Source organism: Stenotrophomonas sp. SMYL20, from assembly GCF_036320045.1.
Classification (GTDB): domain Bacteria; phylum Pseudomonadota; class Gammaproteobacteria; order Xanthomonadales; family Xanthomonadaceae; genus Stenotrophomonas; species Stenotrophomonas maltophilia_A.
Genome location: NZ_JAWIRT010000006.1, coordinates 94,967 through 113,597, shown reverse-complemented (window position 1 = coordinate 113,597; position 18,631 = coordinate 94,967). Strand labels below are relative to the sequence as shown.

11 protein-coding genes, 1 tRNA gene and 1 other RNA gene are annotated in these 18,631 nt (G+C 66.4%); 10 read left to right on the top strand and 3 right to left on the bottom strand.

All coding sequences use genetic code 11. The features are described 5' to 3' along the window. The first annotated feature begins 8 nt into the window (after positions 1-8). Genes V3B48_RS06445 through dnaQ form a run of 3 tightly spaced genes read left to right on the top strand, consistent with a single transcriptional unit; the run spans position 9 to position 1,855 of the window. A complete protein-coding gene (locus V3B48_RS06445; protein ID WP_049400387.1) occupies positions 9-653 on the top strand; it encodes a methyltransferase domain-containing protein in 645 nt (214 codons plus the stop codon). 13 nt (positions 654-666) lie between these two features. Then, on the top strand, positions 667-1,119 hold the full coding sequence (gene rnhA, locus V3B48_RS06440) for a ribonuclease HI (RefSeq protein WP_032129326.1): 453 nt from the start codon (positions 667-669) through the stop codon (positions 1,117-1,119). A 4-nt stretch (positions 1,120-1,123) separates the two neighbouring features. Then, positions 1,124-1,855, top strand: coding sequence for a DNA polymerase III subunit epsilon (dnaQ, locus tag V3B48_RS06435; protein ID WP_049420978.1), 732 nt, complete (start codon positions 1,124-1,126; stop codon positions 1,853-1,855). Between the two features lie 67 nt (positions 1,856-1,922). Here the strand turns inward: dnaQ and V3B48_RS06430 are convergent, their stop codons facing one another. Continuing rightward, positions 1,923-2,627 carry a PP2C family serine/threonine-protein phosphatase gene (locus tag V3B48_RS06430; RefSeq protein WP_032129328.1) on the bottom strand — a complete coding sequence of 235 codons (705 nt, stop codon included), beginning with the start codon at positions 2,625-2,627 and terminating at the stop codon, positions 1,923-1,925. A 164-nt stretch (positions 2,628-2,791) separates the two neighbouring features. Between V3B48_RS06430 and V3B48_RS06425 the strand changes: the two genes are divergently transcribed. Together V3B48_RS06425 and V3B48_RS06420 are read left to right on the top strand one after the other, a co-directional pair. After that, positions 2,792-2,882, top strand: a tRNA-Ser gene (locus V3B48_RS06425). Between the two features lie 278 nt (positions 2,883-3,160). Then, positions 3,161-3,565 (top strand): DUF6165 family protein, encoded by a 405-nt coding sequence (locus V3B48_RS06420; protein WP_046982834.1) that lies wholly within the window; start codon positions 3,161-3,163, stop codon positions 3,563-3,565. 18 nt (positions 3,566-3,583) lie between these two features. On the opposite strand, the gene V3B48_RS06415 is transcribed toward V3B48_RS06420, so the two are convergent. Beyond that, entirely contained in the window at positions 3,584-4,630 is a 1,047-nt protein-coding gene (locus V3B48_RS06415) for a glycosyltransferase family 9 protein (RefSeq protein ID WP_049434295.1), read from the bottom strand. A gap of 20 nt (positions 4,631-4,650) precedes the next feature. On the opposite strand from V3B48_RS06415, the gene V3B48_RS06410 reads away from it, so the two are divergent. From V3B48_RS06410 to V3B48_RS06400, 3 genes are read left to right on the top strand one after another with little or no spacing between them, the layout of a single operon-like run. After that, complete coding sequence (locus V3B48_RS06410) at positions 4,651-5,400, top strand: 3-deoxy-D-manno-octulosonic acid kinase (protein WP_049400634.1); 750 nt, start codon at positions 4,651-4,653, stop codon at positions 5,398-5,400. After that, complete coding sequence (locus V3B48_RS06405) at positions 5,400-6,167, top strand: MBL fold metallo-hydrolase (protein WP_121504042.1); 768 nt, start codon at positions 5,400-5,402, stop codon at positions 6,165-6,167. The genes V3B48_RS06410 and V3B48_RS06405 overlap by 1 nt, the downstream gene beginning before the upstream one ends. Continuing rightward, complete coding sequence (locus tag V3B48_RS06400) at positions 6,164-6,553, top strand: nuclear transport factor 2 family protein (protein WP_180838460.1); 390 nt, start codon at positions 6,164-6,166, stop codon at positions 6,551-6,553. Before V3B48_RS06405 ends, V3B48_RS06400 begins: the two co-directional genes overlap by 4 nt. A gap of 78 nt (positions 6,554-6,631) precedes the next feature. Here V3B48_RS06400 and ffs read toward each other — a convergent pair. Beyond that, positions 6,632-6,728, bottom strand: an RNA gene (gene ffs, locus V3B48_RS06395) — signal recognition particle sRNA small type. Between the two features lie 300 nt (positions 6,729-7,028). Between ffs and sugE the strand changes: the two genes are divergently transcribed. Together sugE and V3B48_RS06385 are read left to right on the top strand one after the other, a co-directional pair. Then, positions 7,029-7,346, top strand: a complete 318-nt coding sequence (gene sugE / locus V3B48_RS06390) for a quaternary ammonium compound efflux SMR transporter SugE (RefSeq protein WP_010483859.1) — start codon at positions 7,029-7,031, stop codon at positions 7,344-7,346. Positions 7,347-7,703: 357 nt separating this feature from the next. After that, the gene (locus tag V3B48_RS06385) at positions 7,704-18,584 is read left to right on the top strand and encodes an autotransporter-associated beta strand repeat-containing protein (protein ID WP_329893392.1); all 10,881 of its coding nucleotides are present in this window, start codon (positions 7,704-7,706) and stop codon (positions 18,582-18,584) included. Positions 18,585-18,631 lie beyond the last annotated feature (47 nt).

The window sequence follows — 18,631 nt, the reverse complement described above, 5'->3', positions numbered from 1 at the left end:
ATTGGACCATGCCCGCGCTGCAGAGCACCCGTCAAGCGAGCCAGACCCCGTGGTTCGACAGCGAACCGGCGGAGGCCTTGCGTGTGCTGGAGCGGCAATTGCTGCTGCCGCAGCTGTCGGTGCTGCCGGCGCAGCCCTGGCTGTGGATCGCACCAAGTGCGGCCTGGCTGGACGATGCACAGCTGGGCGGACGCGGTCTGCGCCTGTTCCGGCAGGGGCAGGGCTATGCCGGCGACACCCGTTGTGCGCTGCCGCTGCCGCTGGCCAATGAAAGCGTCAATGCGATCGTGCTGCAGCATGTCACCGCGGCCGACGCTGATCGGCTGCTCGACGAGTGCGAGCGCGTACTGATGCCGGGCGGCCATCTGTGGCTGAGCAGCCTCAATCCGTTCAGTCCGTATCGCACGCGATGGCGCCAGCATGGACTGGTGGTGCGCACGCCGCAGCGGATCCGCCTGCTGCTCGGCCGTCATGGGCTGGAATGCGACGATATGCGTTACCTGGGCCCGCTCTGGCGCGGTGCGGGCAGCCGTCGTCCCGGAGGTTGGGCACCGCTGCGCGCGGCCTGCCTGTTCCATGCGGAAAAACGTACGCTGGCCCTGCCTGGGCCGAAACCGCTGCCGGTGCGCTGGCACGGCACCGTAGCTACCTGATTCTGGAGTTGTATTGAAAACCATCGAAATCCACACCGACGGTTCCTGCCTTGGCAATCCCGGCCCCGGCGGCTGGGCTGCGCTGCTGCGCTACAAGGGCCACGAGCGCGAACTGAGCGGTGGCGAGGCGCACACCACCAACAACCGGATGGAGCTGATGGCGGCCATTTCCGGGCTGGAGTCGCTGACCGAGCCGTGCAACATCGTGCTCTATACCGATTCGCAGTATGTGCGGCAGGGTCTGACCCAGTGGATGCCGGGCTGGATCCGCAAGAACTGGAAGACGGCTGGCGGCGATCCGGTAAAGAACCGCGAGCTGTGGGAGCGCCTGCAGGCGGCCACGCTGCGGCATCAGATCGACTGGCGCTGGGTGAAGGGTCACTCCGGCGACCCGGACAATGAGCGGGTGGATACGCTGGCCCGCAACGCGGCGATCCAGATCCGCGACGCCAGCCCGGTAAACTGAGCCCATGCGTCAGATCATCCTCGATACCGAAACCACCGGCCTGGAGTGGAAGAAGGGCAACCGCATCGTCGAAATCGGCTGCGTGGAGCTGTTCAAGCGCCGCCCGACCGGCAACAACTATCACCAGTACATCAAGCCGGACTGCGAGTTCGAACAGGGCGCGCAGGAAGTCACCGGCCTGACCCTGGAGTTCCTCGATGACAAGCCGGACTTCGCGCAGATCGCCGACGAGTTCCTGGCCTTCATCGATGGCGCCGAGCTGATCATCCACAACGCGGCGTTCGACCTCGGCTTCCTCGACAACGAGTTGTCGCTGCTGGGGCCGCAGTACGGGAAGATCACCGACCGCTGCGCCGTGATCGATACCCTGGTGATGGCGCGTGAGCGCTTCCCGGGCCAGCGCAACTCGCTGGATGCGCTGTGCAAGCGACTGGGCGTGGACAACTCGCACCGTGCGCTGCACGGCGGCCTGCTCGATGCGCAGATCCTGGGCGACGTCTATATCGCGCTGACCTCGGGCCAGGAAGAAATCGGCTTTGGTCTGGGCGATGACGATGGCGGTGCTGCCGGTGCGGCGCTGCAGGCCTTCGACACCAGCAAGCTGCTGCCGCGCCCGCGCGTGGTGGCCACGCCGTCGGAGCTGGAAGCGCATGCGGCGCGACTGGAGCGGCTGCGCAAGAAGGCTGGCCACGCGCTGTGGGATGGCCCGAAGGTGGAAGAGCCCGCCAGCGCTTAATGCCTGGTGGGGTAATGCCGGCCGCTGGCCGGCAGCGCCGCATCCACGCATGGCGTGGATCTACCGGTTAGTGGCAGCGCACCAGGATCACGCTGATGTTGTCGCGGCCGCCGCCATCGAGCGCGGCGGCGACCAGCGTGTCCACGCATTCCTGTGCGCTGGCATCCTCGAAGGCGAGGGTGCGCGCGATGCTGCGGTCGTCCACTTCCTCGGTCAGGCCGTCACTGCACAGCAACAGCTGCATGCCCGGGCGCAGTTCGCCGCTGGTGGTGGCCACGTTCAGATGCGCCGGATCGGTCACGCCCAGCGCCTGGGTGACCACGTTGCGGTGCGGATGCGCACGCGCCTGTTCGGCGGTCAGGTTGCCCTGCGCGACCAGCTCCTGCACCACGCTGTGGTCCTGGCTGAGCTGGGCCAGCTGTCCGTCGCGCCACAGGTAGGCACGGCTGTCGCCGACCCACGCCACTTCATAGCGGTTGCCCTGTACCCGTGCGGCGACCACGGTAGTGCCCATCGGCAACGTGTCGTTGCGCCGGCGCGAGGCGCGGATGATCTCTTCGTCGGCGGTGCGGATGGCCTGCGCCAGCGGTGCGCCGCGGCGGATCTCGCGCACGATGGTCTCGCGCGCCAGCGCGCTGGCCACTTCACCGCAGGCGTGCCCGCCCATGCCGTCGGCCACCAGCCACAGGGCCAGCTCACTGTCACCGTAGTAGGTGTCCTCGTTGAGCTCGCGGCGCATGCCGGGGTGGGTGAGGTGTCCGAATTCGATCATGGGCGCTGGGGCGGGGTGTTGCTGGGGAGACAGGCATCATCGGGTGGCTGCGCGCATCCGGCAAGGCGTGTGCTCAGGAAATTTTCACTTCGTTGGCCGGAATGACTTGTCGTCGGCCTCACTTCCTCGTATGATGCGCGTCCCCGGTCCGCCGGGGACCACCCGGAGAGGTGGCAGAGTGGTTGAATGTACCTGACTCGAAATCAGGCAGGCGTTTATAGCGCCTCGGGGGTTCGAATCCCCCCCTCTCCGCCAGATTAAAGAAAAAGGGCTGCCGAAAGGCAGCCCTTTTTCTTTAATCTGGCGCGGGACGCGCCGCGCTCTGCGCGTCGCCCCACACGTTGCTGCGCAACCTGTGGGCCCCTCCCTTTGCCGGCCTCTCCCCGCCCCTGTCGGGGCAGATGCATCAGTAGATCCACGCCATGCGTGGATGCTGTTCCTGCTGGCAGGCTCATCCACGCATGGCGTGGATCTACCCATTCCATCGCGAGCTGCGGGTTAAACTGCCTGCATCACCTGTTGGAGCTTTCCCCATGACCGCTGAAATCCTCGTTCCCGTTTCTTTCGGCGAGCTGCTGGACAAGATCTCGATCCTGCAGATCAAGTCCGAGCGCATCAGTGACGAGGGCAAGCTGGCCAATGTGCGCAAAGAACTGTCGGCGCTGGAGCAGACCTGGATGGCACACCCGGCGGCGGTGAAGGACATCGCCAAGCTGCGTGCCGAGCTGAAGGCGGTCAACGAGCAGCTGTGGGACATCGAGGACGACATCCGCCTGAAAGAGAAGGCGCAGGCGTTCGACCAGGGTTTCATCGATCTGGCGCGCAGCGTCTACCTGCGCAATGACGAACGCGCGCGCATCAAGAAGGCGATCAACCTGGCGCTGGGTTCGGCGTACGTGGAAGAGAAGTCCTACCAGGATTACGCGCAGCGCGCGTAATCCGGGGCAGCCTGCCGCTCACCCCAGGTGGTCGGCGACGTAGCGTTCGAACGCAGCGATACCGTCTTCCACGGTGATCAGTTCCATCACATCGTCGAACTCGATCTTGGTGCCCCACTTCAGATCGGCGGCCTGCTTGGCCAGGTACTTGCGCGCGGCATCGTCGTAGCGGTCCACGCAGTAGCGGCGGTCGGAATAGGGACCGCTGCGGTTCGGGTTGCTGGCCGCATGCAGGCCCAGTACCTTGGCGCCCATCGCGTTGGCGATGTGCATCGGGCCCGAGTCCGGGGTCATCACCAGATTGGCGCGGGCCAGCAGCGCCGGCAGCTGCTTCAAGGTGTCCTTGCCGACCAGGTCAAGCGCCGGTGTGTGCAGCTGCGCCTGGATGGCATCGGCCATGCTGCGCTCCAGTTCGCTGCGGCCTCCGCACAGCACCACCTGCCAACCGCGCTGTGCGGCGTGGTTGGCCACGGCGGCGTAGCGGTCTGCATACCAGTTGCGGCGCACGTGGCTGGAACAGGGTGAGATCATCAACACCGGGCGGCCATCGTCCTGCCATTGCGCGGCAGCCCACTCATACGCGGACTGTGGCACCGCCAGGTCCCAGCTGACCTCGGTCTGGCGCAGGCCAAGGGGTTCACAGAAACTGCCGATGGCATCCAGCACATGGATGCCGGGGCGGTCGGGGATGCGTTCGTTGATGAAGAGACCATGCAGGTCCTTCGAGCGGCTGCGGTCATAGCCGATGCGACGCTCTGCGGGAATGAAGGCCGACAGCAGGTTGGCGCGGAACGCCACCTGCATCTGCAACAGCGCTTCGAAGCGCCCCGGCGGCAGCTGCCTGCGCAGTTCCTTGACCCCGGCCATGCCGCTCTTCTTGTCGTAGGCATGGAAGGTGACACCGGGCAGGCCGTCGAGCAGCTTGTGGCCGGCCTTGTCGATGATCCAGTGGATCGGCGTATCCGGGCGCGCAGCCTGCAGGGTGCGCACCAGGGGCACCACGTGGGTGACATCGCCAAGTGCGGACAGGCGCAGGAGGCACAAGGAGGAGGACGCTGATGCCATGTGTTGTTAGACTCAATGAAATGGTCGCATTCGACGCCAATGAAGCGCTGACGCCATGCCGCGAGGGTCGCGGCATCGGGGCCATTCTGTTCGACCGCGAGCGGCTGCGGCAAGCCGAGATCGGCCTGTTCTCGCCCCAGCACTGGGGCAGCAGGGCTCGGCCGGTAGGCGAGGGCGGTCGTGGCAGCGCCTGGTTCGTCGATGCGCCGTTCGGCGCCAGCGTGCTGCGCCACTACCTGCGCGGTGGCCTGGCGGCGAAGATCAGCCATGACCAGTACCTCTGGCGCGGCGCGGACCGGACGCGCAGCTTCGCCGAATTCCGGCTGATGCGCGCGCTGCGCGAGAAAAAGCTGCCGGTGCCCCGGCCACTGGCGGCGTTCTACATGCGCGAGGGCCTGCGCTACCGGGCTGCGATCCTGATGGAGCGGATCGAGGGTGTCCGTTCGCTGGCCGACCGCGCGCTGGTCGCGGGCCGGGGCGCACCGTGGGAGGAGACCGGGCGGCTGATCGCCCGCTTCCATCGTGCCGGCCTGGACCATGCCGACCTCAATGCGCACAACATCCTGTTCGACGGCAACGGCCACGGCTGGTTGATCGACTTCGACCGCGGGGTGATCCGCATCCCGGCGACCGCCTGGCGCGAACGCAATCTCAAGCGCCTGCTGCGCTCGCTGATCAAGCTGCGCGGCGAGCGCAGCATGGAAGACGTGCAGAAGGATTACGCGCGGCTGCGCCGCGCCTATGACATGGCCTGGAACCGGGGCACCTGATGGACTGGTCGTTGCGTTTCCTCGGCGTCGGCAATGCGTCGGCGGTCGAGCTGGGGTCGCCGATGTCGGTGATCGAACGGGACGGTCGGCCGTGGCTGACCATCGACTGTGGCGGCGAAGGCCTGACCGCGTTCAAGGCGCACTACGGGCACATGCCGCAGGCGCTGTTCGTCACCCATGTGCACCTGGACCACGTGGCCGGCTTCGAGCGCCTGTTCGTGGACACCTTCTTCAATGCGCACCGGCGCGGCAAGGTGCGCCTGTACGTGCCCGCCACGGTGGTGCCGCTGCTGCACAAGCGCATCGGTGATTATCCGAATGTGCTGGCCGAGGGCGGTGCCAACTTCTGGGATGCGTTCCAGCTGGTCGTGGTGGGCGAGGCGTTCTGGCACGAGGGCGTGCGCCTGGAAGTGTTCCCGGTGCGCCACCACTGGCCGGAGACGGCCTATGGCCTGCGCCTGCAGGGCGCGCTGACCTGGAGCGGCGATACCCGGCCGATTCCGGAGATGCTGGCCCGCTTCGCCAACGACAATGAACTGATCGCGCACGACTGCGGCCTGCACGGCAACCCGTCGCACACTGGCGTGGACGACCTGGAGCGCGAGTACAGCGCCGAACTGCAGGCGCGGATGATGCTCTACCACTATGCGAGCGCGGCCGACGGCCAGGCGCTGGCCGCGCGGGGGCACCGTGTGGCGCAGCCGGGGCAGTGCGTGCCGCTGGCCAACCCCACTGCAGCGCACGTGCTGGTGCAGGATCCGCCGTGAGCGGTGCTGGCCAGCCCGCCGACGCGGCGCTGGCTGCCGAGCTGGAGGCGCTGGAACGCGCGCTGCATGCGCCGCAGGTGCGGGCCGATCGCGAGCAACTGGCGGCACTTCTGGACGAGGATTTCAGCGAGATCGGCAGTTCCGGGCGATGCTACGGCCGTGATGCGGCGTTGCAGGAGATCCCGCTGGAGCGCGCTCAGGTGCTGATCGAATCGGAACAGTACGCGGTGTGGCTGTTGGCCGAGGATCTGGCCCAGGTGCGCTACCGCAGCCGCTATCACGTTGATGGCCAGGCCCAGGGCTGGGTGTTGCGCAGTTCGCTGTGGCGACGGCATGCGCAGGAATGGAGGGTGGTGTTTCACCAGGGCACGCCTGAGGCGCGGTAGCGCCGGGCCATGCCCGGCGAAAAGCGCCAACCAAGATTGGCAGCTACCAGAAGTGGGGCCACGCCCGAAAAGGCGATGGCCCCGCCGGCTGACCTCGGCGCCCGCGTCGATCGATACCGTTGCTGCCTTCCGGCCCTGGCGGGATTTTCGACCTAGCGTCGCGAGGGGCCGACGGGGCCACCATAGAGACGTTGGCCGCCCAGTGGGCGGCCGGTTCACGGATCAGGGGAAGCAGCGCGCGATGCGCCGGAGACCACAGCCGGACTGCACATCGGCTGGCCGATGGCAGACGGCAACTATAGCGCAGGCAGGTACATCGACGCCAGCTTCGTGCACTGAATCGGCTGTAACCCGCGTCTGCCGGCAACGCCCCGCGCCGACCGGCGTTGCTAGAATGCCGGCCAGGAGGAACGACCTCCCCCGCATCGGGAATCAATGACCAGGACGGCCTGGCCCTACCAAGAGGAGGGCTGTCATGGCCTGGATCTATCTGTTGTTCGCCGGCCTGCTGGAAATCGTCTGGGCCGTGTCCATGAAGCAGTCCGAAGGCTTCACCAAGCTCACCCCTACCGTGGTCACCATCATCGGCATGATCGCCAGCTTCTGGCTGCTGGCGGTGGCCATGCGCAGCCTGCCGCTGGGCACCGCCTACACGATCTGGACCGGCATCGGCGCGGTCGGTGCGTTCGTGGTCGGCATCGTCTTCCTCGGTGAGCAGGTCAGCCCGATGCGGATCGGTGCGGCGGTGCTGATCGTTTCCGGCCTGGTGCTGATGAAACTCTCGAGCAGCTGAATGCATTTAGTTGGGCGGAGAAAGGAATCTCCGCCTGCTGCAGGTATATGCATTTTCGGCAAAACCATTTTGTCCGCCCGTTTTATTTGACGTGCGTCATGAAAATAACGAGCGTGATTCACATGCCGCTGGCGCCATCGGCCGCACAGTGCCGCCATTCGTCATGCGAAATCGGGGAGTTTTCGCCTTGACGGACACGTTGACCTGCCTTTTCCAGGTGCGGTCGCGTGAAGATGTGAAGATTTTCAGAAGTTAATGAAGCCAGGCCTTGTTCCCGTGTCGGGAGCCGGGGTGGGCCGCATTGTCTTCAAAAAACCTGCCTGCAGTGCCATCCGGTCTTTTCATGGAGATTTACCGATGAACCGCATTTACCGTCTGGTTTTCAATCGTGCCCTCGGCGTAATGCAGGTTGCTTCGGAGGTCGCCCAGAATCCCGGGGGAAGCGCGGTCTGCGCAGGGCGGGTGCCGCGATTGAGGGCGCACCAGTTGGCGGTGGCATTGGCTGCCACGCTGGCCAGTGGTTCGGTATTCGCGGCGTGCACTGGCACCACGACCGTCAACTGCGACAGCTCCACCAACATCAACAACTACGTCAACCCGACCAGCGGCCTGACGTTGAACATCGCCAATGGCGCGGTGTTCAGCGTGCCTCTGCTGTTGGGCGGCAATGCGGTGACGTTGAGCGGCAGCAACACCACGGTCAACAACGCCGGCACGATCGATCCGTTCCTGACCGGTGGTCTCAGCCTGGCCGCGGCCGGCCTGGTGGTCGGCAACAACACCGCCGGTGGCAGCGCGATCACGGTCAACAACCAGACTGGCGGCCAGATCAAGGGCATCTTCAACATCGGCACTTTGCTGGGTTTCGGCGGCCAGGCGGTCACCGCGCAGAATGCCGCAGGTGGGACCACCACGCTGGTCAATGATGGTTCGATTGGAATGTCGCTGCTGGGGATAGGGCAGCTTGCGGATGCGACGTCGGTGGTGACCTATGGCGGAGCACAGGCCAACGTGACCAACCGTGGCAGCATCACCGGTCGTGTCGGCCTGGGTGCTTCGACAGGCAATACGTTCACCAATTCGGGCACGATCTCGGGCAGTGTGCATCTGGGTGATTCCACCGGCGGCAATACTTTCACTGCCGTGGCAGGGTCCACCGTGGTTACCGGTGGCGGTAGCGCACCTGCAGGCCTGCTCGCCGGCGTAACCGGGGTCAAGGTCGCAGCGGCGGGCACGGTTGATGCAGGCATCGGCACCGGTGCCGCCAACAACACCCTGGTGCTGCAGGACAACGCCAGTAACAACGGGCCTGCGTCGAGCATCGGCTGGACCAACTACATCGGCTTCCAGAAGCTCACCGTCAACAGCGGCACCTGGAACCTGCAGGGGCCGTGGTTGGGCACGGGCGCGATCACCCTCGGTGGCGGCGTGGTGAACTTCAACAACAACGCCGCATTCGGTTCCGGCCTGTTTACCGTCACTGGCGGCTCGATCGCGGCCAGTGGTGCAGGCCTGTCGCTGGGCAACAATTTCACCCTCAATGGCGGGTTGAACCTGGGCGGTGCCCAAGGCTTCGGTTTGAGTGGCGTGCTATCCGGTACCGGTGGGCTGACGGTCAACAACACCGGCATCGTCACCCTGGGCGGTGCGAACCTGTTCAGCGGTGGCGTCAACCTCAATGCCGGCGGCTTGGTGCTCGGCAATGCCGGTGCGCTCGGCAGCGGCAGTCTGACCGTCGGTGGCAACGCTTCGCTGGATACCTCGGCCAACTTCAATCTGGGCAACAACCTCGTCATCAACGGTGGCGGCACGCTCAACCTGCTGGGCAGCAACGCGCTGGGCCTGAATGGTTCGATCTCCGGCGCTGGCGACCTGGTCAAGGCGGGTCCGGGTACCCTCACCTTGAATGGTGCCAACCTGCTTACGGGCTCCTTCGCGGTCACCGGTGGTGCGCTGGCATTGGGCGCCGGTGGCAGCCTGTCGCCGACAAGTGCGATCTCGCTGAGCGCAGGTACCAACCTCGATCTCTCGGTTGCGGCCAGCCAGACCATCGGCTCACTCGCCGGATCCGGTGCGCTCAACCTTGGCGCGCGCAGCCTCACGTTGGGTGGCTTGAACACCAGCACCAGCTTCTCCGGCGTCATCGGCGGTGTCGGCGGCGCGCTGGTCAAGGTCGGTACGGGTACCCAGACCCTGTCGGGCGCCAATACCTTCACAGGTGGCGTCACGCTCAACGGCGGTGGCCTGCTGCTGGGCAATGCAGGCGCGCTGGGTACTGGAACACTTAGTGTTGGCGGCAACGTGTCTCTCGATGGCACCGGGGCGCTCGCTCTCGCCAACGCGGTCAATCTGGGCGCGGGCAGCATCCTCAATCTGTCCGGGAACCAGGCATTGACCTTCAACGGCGTGATCGGTGGCTCCGGCAGCCTGGTCAAGAACGGCGCGGCCACCTTGACCCTCAACAACGCCAACACGTTTGGTGGAGGGCTGTCGCTCACGGCTGGAGGACTGGTGCTCGGCAACGGCGGTGCGCTGGGAACCGGCGCATTGAATGTCGGTGGCGCGGTGACGCTTGATGCCAGCTCGGCACTGACCGTGGGCAACGGCATCAACCTGGGGGTGGGTGGTTCGCTCAACGTGCTGGGCTCCAACGCGCTGACGCTGGGCGGCGTGATCGGTGGTACCGGCAGCCTGGTCAAGAACGGCGCCTCCACGCTCACGCTGGGTGGGGCCAACGCATTCACCGGCGGTCTGAACGTGAACGCAGGAAAGGTGGCACTGGCCAGTGGCGGCAGTCTGGCGGCCACCGGGGCGGTGAGCCTGGCGGGGGTCGGCGCCGAACTGGACATCTCGCTCGGCGGCAACCAGACCATCGGTGCGCTGTCCGGTGCGGCAGGCAGCATCCTCTCGCTGGGCGGCAGCACGCTCACCTTCGGTGATGCCACCAACCAGACATTCGGCGGCGTGATCGGCGGTACCGGTGGCCTGGTCAAGCAGGGAACGGGCACGCAGACGCTCAACGGCGCCAATACCTTCAGTGGTGGCCTGAACCTGGCGGCCGGTGGCCTGTTGCTGGGCAACGGCAGTGCACTCGGTACCGGCGCATTGACGGTCAGCGGCAATGGCTTGCTCGACGCAACCGCAGCAATGAATCTGGGCAATGCCATCAACCTTGGCGCGGTGCTGACCCTGCCGGGCAGCCAGAACCTCACCCTGGGCGGCAACATCACCGGCACCGGCAGCCTGACCAAGAACGGTGCCTCGCTGCTGACCTTGAACGGTACCAATGCATTCAGCGGCGGCCTGAACCTCAATGCCGGCAGCCTGCTGCTGGGCAACAGCGGTGCACTCGGGACGGGCGCATTGAGCGTGGGTGGCAATGCATCGCTCGATGGCAGCACGGCGTTGAACCTGGTCAACAATGTCACTCTGGGTAGTGGGGCTGCGCTGTCGCTGCCGGGTTCGCAGGCGATCACGCTTGGCGGGGTGGTTTCCGGAGCCGGTGGCCTGGTCAAGAACGGCGCCAGCACGCTCACGCTCAACGGCGCCAACAACTTCGCCGGTGGGCTGACGCTTAACGGCGGTGGCCTGATGCTGGGCAACGCTGGCGCACTGGGAACCGGGCTGCTTGCCGTGGGCGCGAACGCGACCCTGGGCAGTACGGTGGCATTGAACCTGGGCAATGCCATCGATCTCGATGCCGGTGCGCAGCTGAGCCTGACCAGCAATGAGAATGTTGCTCTGGGCGGACTGATCACCGGCACCGGTGGCCTGATCAAGACCGGCACTGGCGTGCTGTCGTTGAACAACAGCAACACCTTCAGTGGTGGTCTGGCGCTGAATGCGGGCGGTCTGTCGGTCGGCGCCAACGGTGCGTTGGGTACCGGTGCACTGAACATCGGCGGCAATGTTTCTCTGGATGCGAGCGCCCCGGTTTCGCTGGTCAATGCAGTGAACCTGGGCGCCAATACGCTGACCCTGTCGGGCAGCAGCAATCTCACTCTGAGCGGTGTGGTGAGTGGTGCCGGTGGCCTGATCAAGGACGGCGCCTCGACGCTGACCTTGTCCGGTGCCAATACCTTCCTCGGTGGCGCCACGGTCAACGCAGGTACGCTGGCACTCGGCGCGGGTGGCAGTCTTGCCGCCATCGGTGCGGTGGACCTCGCCGGTGCCGGCGCGACGCTGGACATCTCCGCAGCGGGTGCCGGGCAGACCATTGGCGCGTTGAACGGCGTGGCAGGCAGCCATGTGGCATTGGGCACGCAGACCCTTACTTTCGGTGGCGCCAGCAATGGCAGCTTTGCCGGTGTCATCGATGGCAGCGGTGGGCTGATCAAGGTCGGTGCTGGCGTGCAGACGCTGTCCGGTGCCAATACCTTCAGTGGCGGTGTCGCGCTTGATGCAGGTGGCCTGATCCTCGGGAATTCGGGGGCGCTGGGCACGGGCACGCTGGGCATCGGCGGCAACGTCAGCCTGGACGGAACGACGGCACTGAATCTGGCCAACGCCGTGAACTTCGGTGGGGGTACGCAGCTGACGCTGGGCGGCAGCAGCGATCTCACCCTTGCAGGCGTGGTGGCCGGCAGCGGCAGCATGATCAAGAACGGTGCAGGCCTGCTGGCGCTCAACAACACCAATACCTTCGGTGGCGGCCTGACCTTGAACGGTGGTGGCCTGGTGGTCGGCGCGAACGGCGCACTCGGTTCCGGCACGCTGGCGGTGAATGCCAGCACCACGCTGGATGCGGGTGCTGCAGTGACGCTCGGCAATGCGGTCACGCTGGGCTCGGGTGTTGCACTGACATTGCCGGGCAGCAATGCGCTGACGCTGTCGGGTGTGATCGATGGCAACGGCAGCCTGATCAAGAACGGTGCCACCACGCTGACGCTGTCCGGTGCCAACACCTATACCGGCGGTACCACCATCAACGCCGGTACGCTGGCACTGGGAACAGGTGGCAGCCTTGCCGTGGCGGGTGATGTCACGCTGGGCGCAGGCGCTGGCTTCGATATCTCCGGTGCCGGCAGCAGCCAGACCATCGGCGCGCTCAACGGTGCGGGCGGAAGCACGCTGGCGCTGGGCGGTAATTCGTTGACCTTCGGCACGGCCGGCAATGCCGCCTTCGACGGCGTGATCAGTGGTGGTGGCGGTCTGGTCAAGGTGGGCGCGGGCGTGCAGACGCTGTCCGGCGCCAACACGTTTGGCGGCGGCGTGACGCTCAACGCTGGCGGGCTGGTGCTCGGCAATGACGCGGCGCTGGGCACGGGTGCATTGACCGTCGGCGGTGCCGCCACGCTGGACACCACCGGCCTGGCAGCACTGACCAACAACATCGCGCTCAACGCAGGCCTGACCGTACTGGGCACCAATGCGCTGACGCTCAACGGGGTGATTTCCGGTACCGGCAGCCTGACCAAGGATGGTGGCGCAACGCTGACCTTGAACGGTATCAACTCCTATACCGGTGGTACCAACATCAACGCCGGCACACTGGCGCTGGGTGCCGGTGCCAGCCTGGCGGCGAGCGGTACCGTGAACCTCGCCACCGGCGCGACGCTGGATCTGTCGGCCGGCAGTGGCACGCAGGTGTTCGGCACCCTGGTCGGCAACGGTACGGTCAACCTGGGCGCCAATTCGATCGAAGTCGGCGGGGCGACCAATGGCACCTTCAGTGGCTCTATCGCAGGTACGGGTGGCCTGACCAAGGTCGGTGCGGGCATCGAGACGTTGACCGGTGCCAACACCTACACCGGCGGAACCTTCATCAATGCCGGCACACTGGCGATCGGTCCGGGCGGCAGCCTGGCGGCCACCGGTGCAGTGACACTTACCGCAGCGGGAACCGGCTTCGACATCTCGACGTCCGGTGCCAGCCAGACCATTGGTTCGTTGGCCGGGGTGACTGGCTCCACGGTCACTCTGGGCGCGCAGTCGCTGATCCTCGGCGGCAACGGCAACAGCGTGTTCGACGGCGCGATTTCCGGCACCGGTGGCCTGGTCAAGAACGGCACCGGCATCCTCACGCTGGGCGGCGCCAACCTGTTCAGTGGCGGCCTGGCGCTCAATGGCGGCGGCCTGGTGGTCGGCAACAACGCCGCGCTCGGCAGCGGTGCGCTGACGGTGGGCGGCAACGCGACGCTGGATGCATCGACAGGCGTCAACCTGGCCAACAACATCGGGCTTGCAGCGGGCGCCAACCTCGACCTGCTCGGCAGCCAGGCGCTGACACTGGGCGGTGTGATTTCCGGTACCGGTGGGCTGATCAAGAACGGTGCGGCCACCGTGACCCTGACCGGTGCGAATACCTACACCGGAGGCACCACCATCAACAGCGGCACGCTGGCGATCGGCGCCGGCGGCAGCCTGGCGTCGACCGGCGCGGTGAACCTGGCCGGTACCGGTACCCTCGATATCTCTGCGGGCAACCAGAGCATCGGTTCGCTTGCCGGTGTGGCCGGCAGCACCGTGGCGCTGGGGGGCAGTGCGCTGACCCTGGGCGGCACGGTAGACAGCACGTTCAACGGTGCGATCACCGGCAATGGTGGCCTCGTCAAGAACGGCGCAGGCGTGCAGACCCTCAACGGCGCCAGCACCTTCAGTGGCGGTGTAACGCTCAATGCAGGCGGCCTGGTGGTCGGCAACGATGCCGCTCTCGGCACCGGGGCGGTAACGGTGGGTGGCAACGGTACGCTCGATTCGAACACTGCGGTGACGTTGGCCAACAACTTCGTCCTCAATGCCGGGCTGACCGTGCTCGGCAGCAACAACCTCACCCTCAACGGCAACCTGAGTGGCACCGGGGCGCTGACCAAGGAGGGCGCAGCAACGCTGACCTTGAACGGTGCCAATACCTATACCGGTGGCACCTTCATCAATGCCGGTACGTTGGCATTGGGCGCCGGCGCGAGCTTGAATGCCAGTGGCATCGTCAACCTGGCCAGTGGTGCGACCTTCGATCTGTCGGCGGGCAGCGGCACGCAGCAGTTCGGTACCCTGATCGGCAACGGCACGGTGAACCTGGGCGGCAACACCTTGACCATTGGTGGTCCCGTCAATGGCACGTTCAGTGGTTCGGTGGGGGGTACCGGTGGGCTGATCAAGGAAGGCACCGGCACCCAGACCCTGACCGGTGCCAATACCTTCACTGGTGGCACCACCATCAATGCGGGCACGCTGGCGATTGGCGCCGGAGGAAGCTTGGCAGCGAATGGCGCGGTGACACTGGCCAACGCCGGAACAGCGTTCGATATTTCTGCCGGTGGCGCGCAGAGCATCGGATCACTGGCGGGTGTTACCGGCAGTACGGTCGCGCTCGGCGGCAGCACGCTGACCCTCAATGGCGTAGGAAACACGACCTTCGCTGGTGACATTACCGGTACCGGTGGCCTGGTGAAGAATGGTGCAGGCATCCAGGGCCTGACCGGCAGCAATACCTTCAGCGGTGGCGTGGCACTCAACGCCGGTGGCCTTGCCTTGGGTAACAACAATGCACTGGGAACCGGCACGCTGACCGTGGGCGGCAATGCCAGCCTGGACGGCACCAGCGCGCTGACGCTGGCCAATACCGTGCAGCTGGCCAGTGGCACGCTGACCCTTGCCGGCAGCAACGCGCTGACCTTGAACGGCCCGATCAGCGGCGCTGGCGGCCTGCTCAAGGATGGCGCAGCAACGGTCACCCTCGGCGGTGCCAGCACCTACACCGGTAACACCACCATCAACAGCGGCACGCTGGCGGTGGCGGCCGGTGGCACCCTGTCGGGTGCGAGCACGGTCAATCTGACCGGTGCCGGTACGCTGGACATCAGTGCCGGTGGCAACCAGAGCATCGGAGGCCTGGCCGGCGTAACCGGATCCAGCGTGGTGCTGGGCGGTGCGACCCTGACCACCGGCGGCAACAACGGCAGCACCACCTTCGGCGGTGTGCTCAGTGGCACCGGTGGCCTGGTGCAGAGCGGCACCGGCACGCTGACCCTGAGCGGCGACAACGTCTATACCGGTGGCACCACCATCAACGGTGGCAGCACGCTGCAGCTCGGCAACGGTGGCAGCTCCGGTTCGGTGCTGGGCGACATCACCAACAACGGCAGCCTGGTCTACAACCTGGGCAGCACCGCAACCGTGGGCGGTGTGGTCAGCGGTAGCGGTGGCCTGACCCAGGCCGGCAGCGGCACGCTGGTGCTGACCGGCAACAACACCTATACCGGCGGTACCACCATCAATGCCGGCGGCACGTTGCAGGTGGGCAACGGTGGTGCGACCGGCGCGATCGTCGGCGACATCACCAACAACGGCGCGCTGGTGTCCAACGTGGCGGGCAACACCACGCTGGGCGGCACCATCAGCGGCAGTGGTGGCCTGACCCAGGCCGGCGCTGGCACGCTGGTGCTGACCGGCAACAACACCTATACCGGCGGCACCACCATCAATGCCGGTGGCACGCTGCAGGTCGGCAATGGCGGTGCGACCGGTGCGATCACCGGCAACGTCGCCAACAACGGCAGCCTGGTGTTCGACGTGGCGGGCAACACTACGGTTGGCGGCGCGATCAGTGGCAGCGGTGGCCTGACCCAGGCCGGTGCCGGCGTACTGACCCTGGTCGGCAACAACACCTACACCGGCGGCACCATCATCAATACCGGTGGCACGCTGCAGGTGGGCAATGGTGGAGCGACCGGTTCGATCGCTGGCGACATCACCAACAATGGTTCGCTGATCTCCAACGTCGCGGGCAACACCCTGCTGGGCGGCACCATCAGTGGTACGGGTGGCCTGACCCAGGCGGGCAGTGGCTCGCTGGTGCTGACCGGCACCAACACCTACACCGGCGGTACCACCATCAATGCCGGCGGCACGCTGCAGCTGGGCAATGGTGGTGCGACCGGCTCGATCGTCGGCGACATCACCAACAACGGCACGCTTGTGTCCAACGTCGCGGGCAACACCACGCTGGGCGGCACCATCAGCGGCAGCGGTGGCCTGACCCAGGCCGGCAGCGGCACACTGACCGTGACCGGCGACAACACCTACTCCGGCCCGACCACCATCACTGCCGGTGGCACCCTGCAGGTGGGCAATGGCGGCGCGACCGGTGCGATTGGCGGCAGCGTCACCAACAACGGCAGCCTGATCTTCAACGTGGGTGGCAACACCACCGTCGGCGGCGCCATCAGCGGCAGCGGTGGCCTGACCCAGGCCGGCAGCGGCACGCTGATCCTGGGCGGCAACAACACCTATAGCGGCGGCACCACCATCAACACCGGCGGCACGCTGCAGGTCGGGAACGGCGGCGCGAGCGGATCGATTGCCGGCAACGTCAGCAACAACGGCAGCCTGGTGTTCAACGTCGGTGGCAATACCACCGTTGGCGGCACCATCAGCGGCAGCGGTGGCCTGACCCAGGCCGGCGCTGGCACCATCACCCTGACCGGCAACAACACCTACACCGGCGGCACCACCATCAACGCCGGTGGCACCGTGCAGGTTGGCAATGGCGGCGCCAGTGGCTCGATCACCGGCAACATCACCAACAACGGTGGGCTGATCATCAACACCGGTGGCAGCACCACGCTGGGCGGCAGCATCAGCGGTGGCGGCAGCATCGTGCAGGCCGGTCCGGGGGGGCTGAACCTTGGCGGCAACAGCGGTGGTTTCAGCGGTACCGGCCAGGTCACCGGCGGTGGCCTGAATGTCACCGGCAACATCGGCGGCCAGTGGACCATCGGCAGCGGTACCACGCTGTCCGGCACCGGCACCATCGGGGGTACCGGTGGTGGCGTGACGGTATCCAGTGGCGGCGTGCTGTCGCCGGGTAATGGCCCAGGCAATGGCAGCGGTGCGGGCAATGGCACCGGCACGATCACGGTGGGTGGCAACCTGACCTTGTCGCCGGGCAGCACGCTGGGCATCGATCTGGGTGCCACCGGCAGCGACACGGTGCAGGTGGGTGGCAGTGCCAACGTGGGTGGCAGCAGCGTGCAGGTGAATACCATCTCGCCGAGCACCAGCTACCAGCAGGGCCAGCAGTACACCGTGGTCAATGCGGGCGGTGGCGTGAGCGGGCAGTTCGCTTCGGCGAAGACGCCGTCGGCCTTCCTGACCATCACCCCGGTCTACACGGCGAACACGGCCAATCTGCAGATCGATGTGGCGCAGACCGCAGCCTTCACCACGGCGGCGAAGACGCGCAACCAGTACAACACCGCCGCAGCGCTGGACAGCCTGCCGCAGAGTGGTCCGGCACTGGGCCTGTACAACACGCTGCTGATGTATGACGCGGGTACCGCGCGCGCGGCCTTCGACCAGCTGTCCGGTGAAGTGCATGCGGCCAGCCGTGCGGTGCTGTTGTACGACAATTACCTGGAAGAGGGTATCCGCCAGCGCCTGGGCAGTGAGCTGCCGACCGTGCGCGGTGAGCGTGCCTCGGCCTGGCTGGCCGGCAGCGGCAAGGTGTTCAGGCAGGATGGTGATGGCAACGGCGACGACATCCGCTCCAACCGCAATGCGCTGATGGCCGGCGTGGACTGGCAGCTGGGCGAGCACGTGGTGCTGGGTGCAGCGGCCGGCAACGAACGGCTGGATACGCGCCTGTACGATCGCAGCTCGCGCGCCCGCCTGCGTGGCAACACCTTCGGCCTGTATGCGCAGGGCCAGTGGAACAACGGCTTTGCGGTCGGTGGCAGCGTGTCGCGCGGCGACTACCGCACGCGCACCACACGTGAGGTGCCGCTGCTGGGCCAGACCCTGTACAGCCGCCAGGACTCGGATGTGACCATCGCCCAGGTGGAAGGCAGCTGGACCTGGACCCACGGCAGGACCCAGCTGCAGCCGTATGTGCAGTTCACCAAGCACTGGGTCGACAGTGATCGCGCGGTGGAGCAGGGCGGCACTGCTGCGCTGGAGCTGGAAGGCGGCAAGGACACGCTCAATGTCAGCACCGTGGGCGTGCGGGGCCGCTGGGACGTGGGCAGCGGCGAGCGCTTCCCTGCACAGCTGACGGTCGGCCTCGGCTGGCAGCATGCTTCGGGTGACACCGACGTGGCCAGCCGCAACCGCTTCGCGGTCGGCGGCAATGCGTTCGATGTGTACAGCGCGGTGATGGCACGCAACGCGCTGGTCAGCCAGCTGGGCGTGGCGGTTGGGCTCGGCCGCAACAGCCAGCTGTCGATGTTCGTGCAGGGCCAGCACGGCGACGGTCGCCGCGATGTCGGCGGGCAGATCAACCTGCGCGTGGGCTTCTGAGGGGAGCGGGCCAGCGGTAGAACCACGGCGGGCGTGGATGGGACCGG

Coding starts and splice junctions, on each gene's coding strand:
- V3B48_RS06445 (WP_049400387.1), top strand. CDS start 9: ATGCCCGCGCTGCAGAGCACCCGTCAAGCGAGCCAGACCCCGTGGTTC.
- dnaQ (WP_049420978.1), top strand. CDS start 1,124: ATGCGTCAGATCATCCTCGATACCGAAACCACCGGCCTGGAGTGGAAG.
- V3B48_RS06430 (WP_032129328.1), bottom strand. CDS start 2,627: ATGATCGAATTCGGACACCTCACCCACCCCGGCATGCGCCGCGAGCTC.
- V3B48_RS06420 (WP_046982834.1), top strand. CDS start 3,161: ATGACCGCTGAAATCCTCGTTCCCGTTTCTTTCGGCGAGCTGCTGGAC.
- V3B48_RS06415 (WP_049434295.1), bottom strand. CDS start 4,630: ATGGCATCAGCGTCCTCCTCCTTGTGCCTCCTGCGCCTGTCCGCACTT.
- V3B48_RS06410 (WP_049400634.1), top strand. CDS start 4,651: ATGGTCGCATTCGACGCCAATGAAGCGCTGACGCCATGCCGCGAGGGT.
- V3B48_RS06405 (WP_121504042.1), top strand. CDS start 5,400: ATGGACTGGTCGTTGCGTTTCCTCGGCGTCGGCAATGCGTCGGCGGTC.
- sugE (WP_010483859.1), top strand. CDS start 7,029: ATGGCCTGGATCTATCTGTTGTTCGCCGGCCTGCTGGAAATCGTCTGG.
- V3B48_RS06385 (WP_329893392.1), top strand. CDS start 7,704: ATGAACCGCATTTACCGTCTGGTTTTCAATCGTGCCCTCGGCGTAATG.